Source organism: Psychrobacter sp. 1176_08, from assembly GCF_052850615.1.
This window is the reverse complement of sequence record NZ_VXCU01000001.1, coordinates 227,758-242,951: the sequence shown is the minus strand read 5'-3', so window position 1 is coordinate 242,951 and position 15,194 is coordinate 227,758. Positions and strand designations below refer to the sequence as shown.

The 15,194-nt window shown below is 45.5% G+C and carries 10 protein-coding genes; 6 read left to right on the top strand and 4 right to left on the bottom strand.

From position 1 onward, the window contains the following. The first annotated feature begins 45 nt into the window (after window positions 1-45). The 5 genes from yghU (at window position 46) to uvrA (ending at window position 8,893) form a co-directional block, all read left to right on the top strand. Window positions 46-900, top strand: a complete 855-nt coding sequence (gene yghU, locus FW759_RS00930; protein ID WP_446441923.1) for a glutathione-dependent disulfide-bond oxidoreductase — start codon at window positions 46-48, stop codon at window positions 898-900. A gap of 364 nt (window positions 901-1,264) precedes the next feature. Beyond that, a complete protein-coding gene (locus tag FW759_RS00925) occupies window positions 1,265-2,398 on the top strand; it encodes a DUF1176 domain-containing protein (RefSeq protein ID WP_446441922.1) in 1,134 nt (377 codons plus the stop codon). A gap of 556 nt (window positions 2,399-2,954) precedes the next feature. After that, a complete protein-coding gene (locus FW759_RS00920) occupies window positions 2,955-4,625 on the top strand; it encodes a DEAD/DEAH box helicase (RefSeq protein WP_446441921.1) in 1,671 nt (556 codons plus the stop codon). Between the two features lie 218 nt (window positions 4,626-4,843). After that, window positions 4,844-6,088, top strand: coding sequence for a DUF819 family protein (locus FW759_RS00915; RefSeq protein ID WP_095570652.1), 1,245 nt, complete (start codon window positions 4,844-4,846; stop codon window positions 6,086-6,088). 240 nt (window positions 6,089-6,328) lie between these two features. Beyond that, on the top strand, window positions 6,329-8,893 hold the full coding sequence (gene uvrA, locus FW759_RS00910; RefSeq protein WP_446441920.1) for an excinuclease ABC subunit UvrA: 2,565 nt from the start codon (window positions 6,329-6,331) through the stop codon (window positions 8,891-8,893). A 39-nt stretch (window positions 8,894-8,932) separates the two neighbouring features. Here uvrA and FW759_RS00905 read toward each other — a convergent pair whose 3' ends face one another. The 3 genes from FW759_RS00905 to FW759_RS00895 are packed head-to-tail and all read right to left on the bottom strand — an operon-like array spanning window position 8,933 to window position 12,826. After that, a complete protein-coding gene (locus tag FW759_RS00905; protein ID WP_095570610.1) occupies window positions 8,933-9,673 on the bottom strand; it encodes a peptidase in 741 nt (246 codons plus the stop codon). Between the two features lie 36 nt (window positions 9,674-9,709). Then, window positions 9,710-10,495 carry a transglutaminase family protein gene (locus FW759_RS00900; protein WP_062844599.1) on the bottom strand — a complete coding sequence of 262 codons (786 nt, stop codon included), beginning with the start codon at window positions 10,493-10,495 and terminating at the stop codon, window positions 9,710-9,712. Window positions 10,496-10,555: 60 nt separating this feature from the next. Continuing rightward, a complete protein-coding gene (locus tag FW759_RS00895) occupies window positions 10,556-12,826 on the bottom strand; it encodes a circularly permuted type 2 ATP-grasp protein (protein ID WP_131397518.1) in 2,271 nt (756 codons plus the stop codon). Between the two features lie 228 nt (window positions 12,827-13,054). Between FW759_RS00895 and FW759_RS00890 the strand changes: the two genes are divergently transcribed. Then, window positions 13,055-13,693, top strand: a complete 639-nt coding sequence (locus tag FW759_RS00890) for a GDSL-type esterase/lipase family protein (RefSeq protein WP_446441919.1) — start codon at window positions 13,055-13,057, stop codon at window positions 13,691-13,693. A gap of 124 nt (window positions 13,694-13,817) precedes the next feature. Here FW759_RS00890 and FW759_RS00885 read toward each other — a convergent pair whose 3' ends face one another. Beyond that, on the bottom strand, window positions 13,818-15,194 hold the full coding sequence (locus FW759_RS00885; protein WP_446441918.1) for a reverse transcriptase family protein: 1,377 nt from the start codon (window positions 15,192-15,194) through the stop codon (window positions 13,818-13,820).

Below are 15,194 nucleotides of genomic sequence, written 5' to 3'. Positions count from 1 at the left end.
ATCCATTATAGAGATACATCAAAAAAAATAAACTGAGGATATGTTATGAGTCAGGACAACAATAATTCAAACCATCATGCCACTGAACAAACCAATACCTATGTACCGCCAAAGGTTTGGGTACAAGACAAAGAAAATGGTGGTAAATTCGCTAGTATCAATCGTCCGACAGCAGGCGCACGTTATGAAAAAGCGCTACCAGTAGGTGATGCGCCACTACAATTATATTCCTTGAATACCCCAAATGGAGTAAAGGCGAATATATTATTGGAGGAGCTGGCAGAGATTGGTGTGAAAGGCGCTGAATATGATGCTTATAAGATTGATATCTCTAAAGGCGATCAGTTCGGCTCAGGGTTTGTGGCCATCAATCCCAACTCAAAAATTCCAGCCTTAGTAGACCATTCTACTGATACAAATGGCGAACCTATCGCCATCTTTGAGTCAGGTGCCATCTTAATGTACTTGGCAGAAAAATTTGGTAAGTTCATTCCTGTATCCATAGGCAAAGCACGAGCGGATTGTCTGTCTTGGGTGATGTGGCAGATGGGTAGTGCACCTTTCTTAGGCGGTGGCTTTGGTCATTTCTATGCCTATGCACCTGAACCGTTAGAGTATCCAATCAATCGCTATACGATGGAAGTAAAGCGTCAGCTTGATGTGCTTGACACGCATCTAAAAGAAAATGAGTACCTGTGTGGCAATACTGAGGACGATTATAATATTGCGGATATGATTGTTTGGGCATGGTATGGTCAGCTGGTACTGGGTAAGCTTTATGAGGCAGCAGAATTCTTACAAGTAGATGACTATAAACATGTGAAGCGCTGGGCGCAAAAAATCGCTGAGCGTCCTGCGGTGAAACGTGCGGTTGATCTGGCATTAACGCCAATCGATTAAATAAATTAATAGCTCATTCAACACTGTATTGCCGCTAAGGCCGATAAGTACCCCGCTTATCGGCCTTAGTGCTATTTGATATATTATATTCACAGGTAAGTATATTATAATGACTATAATATTGTTTTCTTACGAAATACTACATTATCATAACAATCAGAAACACTGATAAGTTAAGATAGGTAAGCAATATTCTGACAGACAGATGTTTGTCGTCATTTTATGAGTAAAAACTGATGTGAGCTAAGACGATCAAGTGATTGTCTGTGCTACTTATTCATCGCTTAATTTTACCAAAAATTTTGGCACGGTCTTTTAAACAGATCAATCGATATATGCCAACAAATGCTTAAGGTCGTACTATATGACTTATTCTACAATCAAATCCAATCTAATAAAAAAGATGGCTTCATTGAGAATAAAAAACCACAGGCTTACTCCTGTGGTCGTTGCCATGAGCGCAGCTTTGCTTAGCAATGTCACCATGGCGCACGCAGGTGTCGAGTTTGCGAACCAAGATTGGCAAGTTGCCTGCGACAATACCATGACTTGCCGGCTTGCAGGCTATCAAGCTGAGAATAATAGTGAGCTGCCTGTTTCCGTGTTGCTTGTGCGCCGCGCAGGTGCGAATGCAACCGTAGAAGGTAAAGTGAAGCTTGGAGGCGCTAAAGAAAGCTCATCCAAAGCACTCATGCAGTTGGGTGATCGCCATCGTATCTCTTTGTTTATTAACGATAAAAACTATGGCGAAACCAAAACCTTTTCAGCCACGGCAGGTAACGCTGAGCTGACTGAAACGCAAGTAAGCGCACTTCTAGATGCGTTAACCAAATCCAGCAAAATCGAGTTGGTACTGCGTAATTCACGTTGGCAGCTTTCTGATAAAGGCGCTAGTGCCGTTATGCTAAAGGCGGACGAAGCCCAAGGTCGAGTAGGGACGTCAAACGCCTTTATTGATCGCGAAGGTGCGGCTAAGACCAATAGCAGCGTAATACCCCCAAAGGCTGTCCCAAAATTACGCTTTGTATTACCTAATTCCAAAGCGGTTTCTAATAATAATAAAAAATTTGGCATGCGCTCTTCTCAGCTAGCAACCATTATGAAAGGTACAATGAAAGAAGTAGATAGTGATTGCCCAAATCTGCCAGACAAGTCGCCATGGCGCATCAATCGTTTGAATGGTTCACAACTATTGGTGCAGCATGAATGTTGGAGAGGGGCTTACAATGTCGGTACAGGCGTGTGGGTAATGAATGACAGCAAGCCTTACAATCCGACATTAGTCACTACTAGTGCCACAGGCTACGACGAAGGCAAAATAACCTCAGTGCAGAGAGGTCGCGGTATTGGTGACTGCTTAGCCAAAAGCGAGTGGATATGGACGGGCAAATCATTTGAAAAAAGCTATGAAAGCACTACTGGGCTCTGTCGTTTGATTGCAGCTGGAGGTGCATGGGAGCTACCCACCTATGTGACTGAGGTTAGAACAGCTCAATAATAGTAGCCGATATACGTCTCAATAGGGTGTAGAAACCGCAATCCTGCGACTGCTTCTACACTAATCAAAAAAAACAGCTACAAATAGTTTTTTAATGTGATATACTGCGTCGCCACGTTAGCTTAGTCTATCGTGAATTATGAGATTGATAACATCGCCTGCGATTTTGGGTCTAGGATGACCATAAGTAATTGTTGCCGATGATTTTGTGTACTTAAATAACACTTTATATAAATAACAGTTATTTTTGACTCATATCTTATCTACTGACCCGTAAAGAGGGGTCAAATTGGTTGTTATATGCGATTATCTGCTTTGGACAAAGCATCAATAATACGTTTATATCAAGCAAGGATGAGACACTCGGCACTACCACCAAAATACGTCAGACAGCACAAACGCATTTATTATCGAGGCTTTATTGGCTTCGTTTCTTATTATCGACACTTTTATGTGCTGCGATGATACTTCAATAAAGGCTGCGTGGTGAACGGTTATCAGTGGTATGCATCAAGATTGCTGAATTTACAGCAACTTATACTTACCAAGGATTCTCATGACTGATATCTTATCTACAATCGCCGCTGAAAACGGCATCATCGAAAGCAACAACACTCCAGCAAATACTGATACTGATAATCAAGCGGCGACTACTGACGCTACTGAAGAAAATAAAGTTACCTTTACCGATCTTGGTATTGCCAAACCAATTCTTACGGCACTTGATCGTAGTGGTTACACCAACCCAACACCTATCCAAGCACAAGCCATTCCTTTTGCTCTAGAAGGTCGTGACCTATTGTTGTCAGCGCAAACAGGTAGTGGTAAGACTGCAGCATTCGTAATCCCAGTACTTGATCGTTTGAGCCGTGCAACCAGCTTTGACAAACTAACCAAAGCCCTTATCCTAACGCCAACGCGCGAACTTGCTCAGCAAGTACATGATAGTGTCCGTACTTACTCTAAAGACATGCGCGGTTTATTCTGTGTACCATTGGTTGGCGGCGCGCCATACAACGGTCAGATCACTGCTCTGAAAAAAGGCGTCCAAGTTATCGTTGCAACACCTGGTCGTTTACTTGATCATATCAATGCAGGCCGTGTTGACCTATCAAATCTAGAAGTATTGGTACTTGACGAAGCGGATCGCATGCTAGACATGGGTTTTGCTGATGACATCAGTGATATTCTTCGTGCAGCACCAGTTGATCGTCAGACGATCATGTGTTCAGCGACTTGGGATGGCCCAGTAGGTAAAATCGCAGCTAGCTTCACTAAAAACCCTGAGCGTGTATCTATCAAAGTAGAATCAGCGCACATCGAAGAAAAAGTGTACTACTGTGATGATTTTGATCACAAGAACCGCTTGCTTGACAAAATCGTTTGCCAGCAAGACATGGATCAAATCATTATCTTTGCTGCCACCAAACGTAGCACTGAAAAGCTAGCAAAACAGCTACAAGAAGCAGGTCATAAAGCCAGCTTCCTACATGGCGATTTGCCACAAAGCAAGCGTAACCGTATCGTTCAAGACTTGCGTAACGGTAAAGTCAAAATCCTAGTAGCGACTGACGTTGCTGCCCGTGGTTTAGACATACCAGCAATCTCGCACGTTATTAACTATGACTTGCCGCGTCAGACAGAAGATTACGTCCATCGTATCGGTCGTTGTGGCCGTGCTGGTCGTACTGGTATCGCAATCAGCCTATGTAGCATGGATGATCGTCCACAGCTAAACGCCATCAACCGTTATTTAGATCGCAAAATGGAAGTCTGTGTTATCGAAGGTATGGAGCCTAAGAAAACATACGTGCCTAGCGAAAACAAAGGTAATGGTCGTGGCCGTGGTCGCGGACGCTCTAACGGTGGTGGTCAAGGCCGTGGTCGTTCAGCGGGTGGCTATGCGGGTAAATCTAGTGGTGGCGGTCAAGGCCGTGGTCGCTCAAGCGACAGCGCAGCAACCAGTCAACGTGCCAGCAATGACAGCGGTTATCAAGGCAAACCACGTGATTCATCTGGTAAGCCAAATGAGCGTTCAGGTGGCAAGCCTTATCAAGGCAAGCGCACTGGTGGCCCAAGCCGCGGTGATAGCACTGGCGTTCCACGTGGTGAGCGTGCAGCAACAGGTCGCGGTCGTCCAAGTGGCAGCCAAGGTCGCCCAGCAGGTCGTTCTGACAGCCGTGGTCAAGGTCGTCCAAACGGCGGCAACCGTGGTAAAAACTCGTAATAATACGATTATTTATGGTTAACGAAGGCTTTTATAAAAGCGACTAAGTTAACGGTAAAGCTAATAAAAAAGCCAGATACTTGTTATCTGGCTTTTTTGTGTCTATTGGTTTGTGTGAGTCCAACCATTTTGAGTGGCAAGTACAAGATAGTGGCTTGCGCGTTTTTTTTGCCTTGTCTATACTGGCAGGCTTTTATCGTATGCTTTGGAGCTATTTGATGCCCGCTTTCTCAAGTTTAGCTATTGATAGTTTGCCGCTGGCGTTTGGCATCATTATGGCCATCATTGGTTTGGTTTTTTATACCCAAGGATTGCCCGGTAAGTTTTGGCGACGATTTTATGCGGTATTACCGGGTATTGTTTTGTGCTGCTTTATACCTGCAACCCTCAACAGTTTGGGCGTCTTTGCGGACGGTATTGGTTCGCAGATTTACGGTTTCACAGCAACCTATTTGTTGCCTGCAAGTTTATTATTAATGACCCTATCTATGGATGTGCCTAAGATATTGGGGTTGGGCTGGAAAGCTATTGCCATGTTCTTTGCGGCTAGTATTGCCATTATCATTAGTGGTCCTATTAGTTTAGGAATCGCCAAATGGGTATCGCCTGAAATGTTTGTCGATGATACCTTATGGCGCGGGTTTTCAGCCGTGGCTGGTAGTTGGATTGGAGGCGCCGCCAATCAGGCAGCAATGAAAGAATTGTTTGGTGTCAGCGACGATTTGTTTGGCATGATGATTTTGGTGGATGCAACCAATGCTTCATTGTGGTTGCTTGCAATTTTAGTAATGGCTAAACACAGCGAGAAAATAGACCGCTTTTTAAAAGCAGATACCAGCAGTATCGATAAAGTCATTACAGCCGTCGAAAGTTATGAGCGTGATCATGCGCGGCCTGCGACCTTAAATGATTTGATGGTGATGTTTGGGTTATGTTTTGCTATGGTAGGAGTGGCGCACTTTGCCGGCGGGCAAATTGCAGATTTTTTTGCGCCATACAAATGGGCAGTACAGTATAGCTTTGCCAGCTCGTTTTTTTGGATGGTGGTGATCATTACCTTGATCGGTGTTATTTTTTCCTTTACCAAAATTCGTCGTCTTGATCACGCTGGCGCGTCTAAAATCGGTACGGTATTTATCTTTGTGTTGATTGCCGCCATCGGAATGCAGATTAATCTGGAAGGTATTGTCTCTCAGTGGCGTCTCTTATTGATTGGCTTTTTATGGATGAGTATCCATGTTGCCATTATTTTTGTTGTCGCAAGACTCATTCGCGCGCCGTTTTTCTTTTTGGCGGTTGGCTCTAATGCCAATACAGGCGGTGCATCATCAGCGCCTATCGTGGCAACGGCATTTCATCCGTCGCTTGCACCTGTTGGGGTGTTCTTGGGTATTCTCGGTTATGCGGTGGGGACGTTTGGTGGTTATATTAGTACCCAATTGATGCGGCTTGTGGTGGGGTAATACTGACACCATCATGCTTACAACTAAAGTCTCTCTTTTACCAATTAAAAAAGCTGCATGAATGCAGCTTTTTTTTGTTATTCATGAATTGATAGATTAAGTTATCGTTTTGTCCATCTATGCTACTAATACGTAAGCTTCATCATGTCACCACCTAAGTACGTGTTAACATTTCTGCCAGTTGTACAAAAAATAGAACCTTCGGGAATAAACGACGACTCAATAGGAATGAATAGTATTATGGCAAGCCAAAAAGAATTAGAAAAAACAAATAAAACAAGTATCGTTAAAAACGCTCTATACAACCCCGACCAAGAAAACATTCAGGTAAGGGGTGCGCGCGTGCATAACCTAAAGAACGTCGATGTTGATTTACCTCGCAATGCACTGGTGGTCTTTACGGGTATATCAGGTTCAGGGAAGTCATCATTGGCGTTTGGGACGTTGTTTGCCGAGTCACAACGGCGCTATCTTGATTCGGTATCTCCTTATGCAAGACGACTGATTGATCAAGTCGATGAGCCAGATGTCGATAGCATCGAAGGATTGCCACCAGCTGTGGCACTACAACAGCAGCGCGGTACGCCCTCAGTACGCTCGTCCGTCGGTAGTGTAACCACTATATCCAACGGTTTGCGTATGCTGTATTCACGAGCAGGAGAGTATCCAGCCAACCAAGAGATGCTATATGCCGACGCGTTTTCTCCTAATACGCCAGACGGTGCTTGTCCGACTTGCTCAGGTATTGGTCGTGTGTTTGAAGTAACTGAAGCATTGTTGGTACCAGATAATACGAAGACCATCCGTGAGCGGGCGATTGCGGCATGGCCGCCAGCATGGCAAGGTCAAAATCTTAGCCGCATATTGACCACACTCGGCTATGATATCGATAAACCTTGGCACACACTGCCCAAAAAAACGCGCGACTGGATTTTGTTTACCGATGACACGCCAACCGTGCCCGTTTATCCTGAGTACAATATTGAGCAAACGCGCGAGGCGATTGAGAATGGGGAGAAGCCAAATTATATGGGCACCTTTGCCAGTGCCAAAAACTTTATTTTACATTCTTTTGCTACAACTCAAAGCCCGCGTACCAAAAAACGTGTCTCGCAGTTTATGCAAATCTCTGAGTGTCCAGAATGCCATGGCAAAAAACTCAAAAAAGAATCGCTGTCCGTCAAGTTTGCTGGATTGGATATCGGTGAGCTGTCACAGCTAACCTTAACTGAAATGGCCATTAAACTTGAGAAAACAGCGCGGACTAAAGTAGCTGATGACACACCACACCGCGAAAAAGTCATCGTTGCCCAGCGTATTGCTAACGACATCCTCTCTCGTGTTGAGGCACTGACCAGGCTTGGTTTGGGTTATCTATCGCTTGAGCGTACGACGCCAACATTATCTCCTGGTGAACTTCAGCGATTGCGACTGGCAACCCAGATTCGCTCGCAGCTTTTTGGCGTGGTTTATGTCCTTGATGAGCCGTCCGCAGGTCTTCATCCTGCCGATACGCAAGCGCTGCTCGGGGCACTGGATGAGCTCATCGCGTCTGGCAACTCTATGTTTGTCGTGGAGCATGACGTGAGTGTTATCAGACATGCCGATTGGATCGTCGATGTCGGACCAAAGGCTGGCATGCATGGCGGCGAGATTGTCTACAGTGGGCCTGTAGAGGGACTGCGTGATGTTGCACAGTCACATACGGGTCGATACCTTTTTGCTGATACAACCTCTAACGCTCAGTCTAAATCTGATACCAGAGAGCCGACAGCATGGCTTAAGCTTGCAAACATCGAGCGCAACAACATAATAGGTTTAGACGTTGCGTTTCCGCTTGGGGTAATGACGAGTGTCACTGGGGTCTCAGGCTCAGGAAAATCGAGCCTTGTCAGTCAAGCATTAGTCGAGCTCGTCAATGAGGCACTGGGACAAAAAACGGTTGCGGAGGCACCTATAGGGGAGGCAGATTTGCTTGAGCAAGAGCTTGAAGCGGTAACAGGTGGTGAAATCATATCTGGTATGGAGCATATCCGCCGTCTTATCAATATTAATCAAAAGGCGATCGGACGGACGCCGCGCTCGAATCTGGCAACCTATACTGGCTTATTTGATGATGTACGTAAGCTGTTTGCAGCGACCAAGCAAGCAAAAGCTAGTGGTTATGATGCTGGGCGTTTCTCCTTTAACACGACAAAAGGCCGCTGTCCAAATTGCGAAGGGTTGGGATTTGTCAGTGTTGAGCTGTTGTTCTTACCAAGCGTTTATGCACCTTGCCAAGTGTGTCATGGGCAGCGCTATGATAAAGAAACCTTAGCGGTCACGTATCGAGATAAGAACATTGCTGAGGTGCTGGACTTAACCGTAGAAGCGGCTCACGAGTTTTTTGTTGATGAGGTGCCTATTGTGCGGGCATTGGACGCGCTACTACAAGTTGGGCTTGGTTATTTGCGTTTGGGGCAGCCAGCGACGGAGCTATCAGGTGGGGAGGCACAGCGCATCAAGCTTGCTACTGAATTGCAACGTATACAGCGAGGCGATACCTTATACATATTAGATGAACCCACCACCGGTCTACATCCCGTTGATGTGTCCATGCTAATGACGCAGTTAAATGATCTCGTCGATGCTGGCAACACGGTCATCATGGTTGAGCATGATATGCAAGTGGCCAGCAATAGTGACTGGATTATTGATATCGGGCCAGGAGCAGGGGATGCGGGCGGGATAATTGTTGCTCAGGGCACGCCAAGGGATGTCGCCCAATCAGAAGACAGTCGCACCGCTCCGTTTTTATTGGTGTAATGACAAAGGTTTAGATTGGGTTTCATAGTATGGGATAACCTAGCCCCAATAGTTGTCTGGACATTCAGGCAATTCAATTAAGGTATTACGCAAGGCGGCTGACCACTGACGGCTAATGGTCTTGAAGTACTCATCGTCTTCTTCGATACGGCGGCCTTTTGGTAACATCAGACTGTCGTTTTCATAAATCACAAAATCAATGGGCATGCCGACGGACAAGTTGGAGTGTAGGGTGGAGTCAAAAGACAGCATCAACGCTTGAGCTGCATGATTGACATTGGTGTCATATCTGACTGAGCGATCAAGAATCGGCTTGCCATATTTGCTTTCCCCCAACTGAAAAAATGGCGTGTCTCTTGTGGCTCTAATACAGTTGCCCTCAGGGTAGATCATGTATAGCTCGGGCGGTTGCCCCTTGATTTGACCACCCAATAAAAATGAGCTGGTAAACGTGCGGCTATTGTTATCATTAGCCACTCTCTGCGCGTTTGCCATGATGTTACGCATGCATTCACCAACCATTTGCGCCCCATCAAACAGCGATGAGACAGTGTTGAGGCTACCTTCTGCACGTAAATTAATATCACTTTGCAGTTTATTAAACACAGCTTGCGACGTCGCCAAACTGCCAGCGGTTTGTAGCACCATAAAGCGCTCACCCTCAACGCCATATTGGTACAGTTTTCTAAAGGTTGAGATGTGATCAACCCCTGCATTGGTGCGAGTATCGCTGGCAAAAATCATCCCTTCTTTGAGACGAATGGCAGCACAATAAGTCATAACAAATCCTTGGTAAAAATGAGCGTAGAAAATAATTTATGATAATCTTGAAACCAGTACCTGACTGTAAAGATTTTCGTAACCACCGCCCATCCTTACACCGCGTACAGGTGCTGCATCTAAGTAGTCGCGGCCAATGGCGACGTACACATGAGAGCTTGGCTGGAACAACTGATTTGAGATATCAAATGTGTACCAGTAGCCATCTAGCCATACTTCTGCCCATGCATGACTGGCCATGTGGTTCTCGGTATTATCATAGAGATAGCCTGATACATAGCGCGCTGGAATCTGCTGATCTCGTAAGCACCCTAAAAAGATGTGGGTATGGTCTTGGCACACGCCGGCGCCAATTTCAAAAGCTTCAGCAGCCGTTGTGCCGACATGAGTGAGGTTTTTGATATAAGGCACTTTTGTGAGTAGCTCAGCGGCCATCGCCTTCAGACTGTCATGAGTCAGCGTTTTTAGATAAGGCGCTGCAAATGCCCGCATATTTTCTGAGCACGCTGTCAAAGGGCTTTGTACGGTAAATAACAGATAGGGAACATGGTCCATATCCTCTAATCGCTCTGTACTCGTGTTAATTTCGACAATACCGGACGCCTGCATTTGTAGATTGTTATGCGCCTCATTACGGCTGAGTGTCAGCCAGTCGTTGCCAAAGCCATCTTTTTGACTGGTGGCTACCTTGGGTAGCATGACGTTCCACTGATGAATGATTTGATGTGGCAGCTGCATGGGCGTCATGCGGATATATTGCACACTTCGATGTGCCAGCTCATCGTAATAATAGTTGGTTTGGTGACTGATTTGAAGTTTCATAGCATCTCCTATTGTTCTGATTGTTTCGCACTCAGGGTTTTGTTATTAAGTGATGCTGCGTTAGACCCCTTGCTGCAATATTGTGCTGCATTCTTTGCTCAAGAGCTGAAAGTCGCTAAGCTGTTGCGATTTAATCATCTGATTGGTTAGACGAATCAGCTCACGCCAGCGTGTATTTTCTGGTAGCTTATTGATCCAGTGCTTGAATTCAAGGCTGATATTGACTGAGTCCTCATTGAGAAATACCGTACGCTCCAGTTGTTCAAAATGCCGCCCCAATTGCCAAAAGCACGTGACGATAGGATGCTCTTGCGCCATCGCAGCATTACAGGCGTGTAGTTGTAGCGTCGCCGCTCGATACGTGCCCGCGCTAGACAATCTTTTAATCAGGTTATACAGCTCAGCGGTGTCTTTACCGATGACACCTTTGGCTTCTTGCACATTGGTCTCAATAGATTGAACAATATTGGGTATCTTGTCTTGTTCCAAGTCACTCAGCATCTGAGCTTTTATCGACTTTAATGGCTGGTTTGGATCAACGTTAAAACCCAAATGGTTAATCAGATGCTGCAACTGTGTTTTTTTAATATTGCCTTTCACCAACTGTTTGATGATGCTGTCATAATAGTACAATCGCTCACTGTAGCGACCGAGCCACACCAGATGATTGGCGGTAGATAGCAGCAATATCATTGGTGCATTGTCAGGATTTTCGTAGCCTGCCTCAAGCGGCTGCACAGGATCATGATAATGTGAGTGACTTGCGGTGATTGCTTCTATCGATTGTTTATCCAGTTGGTTGTCTGATTTTTTGACCATTTGCCTAGATGATGATGTCAAATTGCTGTCGTCGATAACCCACGTGTCTTTGATACCGCCGCCTTGTGACGAGTTGACTACCAAAGAGCCTTCAACCATGGCCACTCGCGTCAAACCACCAGGTACAATGTCCACTGAGCCATCACCATGGCTCAATATGAAGGGGCGCAAATCAATATGACGCGGTGCAATCCCGTCACTGACAGCTGTGGGATTGGTGGAAAGCGAGATCGTAGGCTGAGCAATAAATCCAGCTGGATTGTCTAAAAGACGCTGACGGTAATCACTGATTTCTTGCTTAGTAGAGGTGGGGCCAATAAGCATGCCATAACCACCCGAGCCTTGTGTCTCTTTGACAACCAGTTTATCTAAATTATCCAGCACGTATTTGAGTTCATCTGGTTTACGGCACTGGTATGTTTCGATATTAGGTAGGATAGGCTCTTCGCCCAAATAGAACTTAATCATATCTGGTACAAAAGGATACAAGCTTTTGTCATCGGCCACGCCAGTTCCGGGTGCATTGACGATGACCACATTGCCTGCACGGTAGGCACTCATCAGTCCTGACACTCCCAAAATAGAGTCTGAGCGAAACGCCAAAGGGTCAATATAAGGGTCATCAATGCGGCGATAAATGATATCGACCTGCACTTTACCGCGAATGCCCTGCATGTAGACTTTACTGTCTTCGACAATCAAATCGTAGCCATGTACTAAGGGTACGTTCATCTCGTGTGCCAAAAAAGCATGCTCATAATAAGCACTGTTAAAACGTCCTGGCGTTAAGATAGCTATCTGTGGGTCGTATTTACTGGTTGAGCTGGCAAGACAGGATTTGAGGCGCTGTGGATAGTCACTGACGCCCAAGATAGAGCTTTGTGAAAACTGATCAGATAATAGTGTCTCTGATATTTTTCGGCTCTCAAGCATATACGAGACGCCAGAAGGGGTGCGTAGGTTGTCCTCCAACACACAAAACCGACCCGACTCATCTCGAATAAGATCAATACCACTGATATGGGAGTAGATGGGCTTATCAAGCTCAATACCTATCATCCATGGCTCGTAACAACCACTGGCATAGACGTAGCTGGCAGGAACAATGCCAGCTTTCATAATGGCTTGGTCATGATAAATGTCATGCAAAAACGCATTGAGGGCGGTAATACGCTGCTTACATCCCGCTTCTATCTGACGCCACTCACTTGCCGCGATGATACGGGGAATAATATCAAATGGAATCATGCGCTCGATGTTTTTAGCATCACTATAGACCGTAAAGGTCACCCCTTTACGATAAAATATATCGGCAGCTTGCTCGTTGAGATGGTTCAAGGCATCAATGCTGGTATTGTCTAGCCAATTGCCGACAGAACTTGCTACCAGTCGGTATTGTCCTTTGCCGTTTTGGAGCTCATCAAAACTTTGCGGTTTTTTTAGTATGCTTTTTGGGGGTTTGTCCGCAGAGCTGGTGGTTTGACTCTGAAGCTGAGATGACTTTTGATTCATAAATACCTCACGTATCCTTGGTAAAGTTATACTTTATGATAAGTACACTGTTTGTGCTAAACAGCAGAGCACTTGTATGGTGCCCAACAGGTAGTCTATCTCCTAGATAAACTATACAACGGATACTGATCAACATACAACAAGCGTTAAATAATAGGTTTTAAGAAATCTCATCTTAATTCTGATAAATTTAACTCAATTGGTATAAAAAATAGGATTGGAGCAAGTATGGAGATACGTGGTAAGTTTTTGGCGCTGGTCAGTCTGGGATTTGCCGCTACTATCAATATAAGTGGCTGTAGCAGTAACCCTCAACAAAACACCTTGCCAGCAGACAGTACCGTTGTTGCGCTTGGGGATTCGCTAACTTATGGTTATGGCGCGGATCTGGAGATGGCTTACCCTATGGTGCTTTCTGAACTGACGACATGGACAGTCATCAATGCTGGAGTCAATGGTGATACGTCCGCAGATGTACTTGCTCGAGTAGAGGAAGTGGCCAAAAAAGCACCTGATTTAGTACTGCTGGGTGTGGGTGGTAATGATATATTACAACGTATTGAGCCCGAGACCACGCGAACTAATATTAATGCCACTATCGATACATTACAGTCTCAGGATATCGACGTCGTTCTCATTGCAGAGCCATACTTTAGCACCAGTGCATTGTTTGGTAAGGCAAGTGATAATCCGATATATAAAGAGATTGCTGACGCGAAAAAGATACCGTTATATCCAGACGGCTGGTCAGAAATATTGTCAGATGACACGCTAAAATCTGATCGCATTCACGCCAATGCAACAGGCTATCGACAATTTGCAGAAGGGCTGTACGAGTATTTAAAAGAGGAAGGTGTGGCACAATAATATGTTGACTACAATAGAGATAAGCAAAACCATTTTTTGGTTTTGCCTATCTCTAATAATGATTTTAATACCTTTAAGTGACTACGTCGGCTTTCGTATGGCTTTTCGCCTCGGACAGCTTACCTTAGTCTCGTAGCGCCTCAATTTTCTTCAAGTACCTTTGTCCCAATTCAGGCTCCGCAGAGGCAATCCAAGCGGCGTACCCTGATAAGGTTTCAAGTGTTTCGCCGTCACGTAAGAGGTGATCTGACGCTAGATTGTGCAGGGAGGCGCGCAGCATACGCTTGATTTTGCGCGGTACGCGTGGCACGCCCTCGCCATTGACCACCATGCCAGTGACAGTGTGCTGATTGCCCATACGAATAACACGTGTCTTATCATTGTTTAAGTTAAAACCTTCTTCACGCAAAACTTTATGCACAGAACCCAATAGCTGTCCAATGAGTTGATTATGATCAGCAGGCTGGACAGTGTTTTTGGTGCTATTGGAGTTGGCTGGCAAGCTAAACGTCAGATCATCGGCATAGCGGCTATAACGCAAACCCATCTTGTCCGCCAGTCCTGTTAGGCGTCGGTCAAGATTGACGCAAACGATATTGGTTAAAGCAGGGCTGGTCGGCGCGCCTTGAGGTAACGCTCTGTCACTAAGCGCCACGTAATAGGTTTTACCATTTTGTTGCACCATCTTCCTTGGCGATTCGGTACACAACAAAGCCAGCAAAGTGGCGATTTGCTCAGGATAACCTGCATGGCGAAACACACCTTTGACGCGGCGCCAGTGCACGCTCGGAAAGAAATCTTTCACATCCAGTTTGATCAGTAGGGTGCTATTAGTGTGTACCGCCGCATTGGTAATAATGGATTTGCCACGAACAAACCCGTGAGCGGCGCCATGCGTCATTAAATTATTTAGGATATTCTCCAAAATCCAGTGCTGGACGAATTTGAGTCGCGGAATGGGTGACCATATCTGCCGAGGTGTACCGTTACGCTTATTAATCGTAAAATGCGTATAAGGGATATTGGTTGCCACCTCTCTTTGATAACACAAACCTTTTAACTGTGGCACTGTCAGATTGACGGCGCTTGCCAATTGCGTATGCTTGCTGATGAGGGGCAGTTTGTTTTCAATAAGTCGATTGCTGGCATCTTTAGCATCCCATTTATCGATGCTGGTGTCATCTGACCAATAGATGTGGCGCCCCAGATAAACGATATGCTGTGCTTTGTAGGCTTGCCATGCCATTTTTTTGAGGGTTTTTTCTTCAGCGGCTTCTTTTTTAAGGGATTTTTTATAGCGTTCGCGCTCTTTTGGCGACATCGTATCTATGGGTTTGCGCTCAACCATAAACCCGTGCTGTAGCATTTGCTGCTGGATATATTGATAACGGCCACCCGCGTCTTCAATATCTTGCCACAGCTTTTGCCATTGACGCTCAGCAGGCGTCATTATTGAGGTCGGACTAATATAATCGGTTTGCTGATTGTTTGGTGTGGTCAT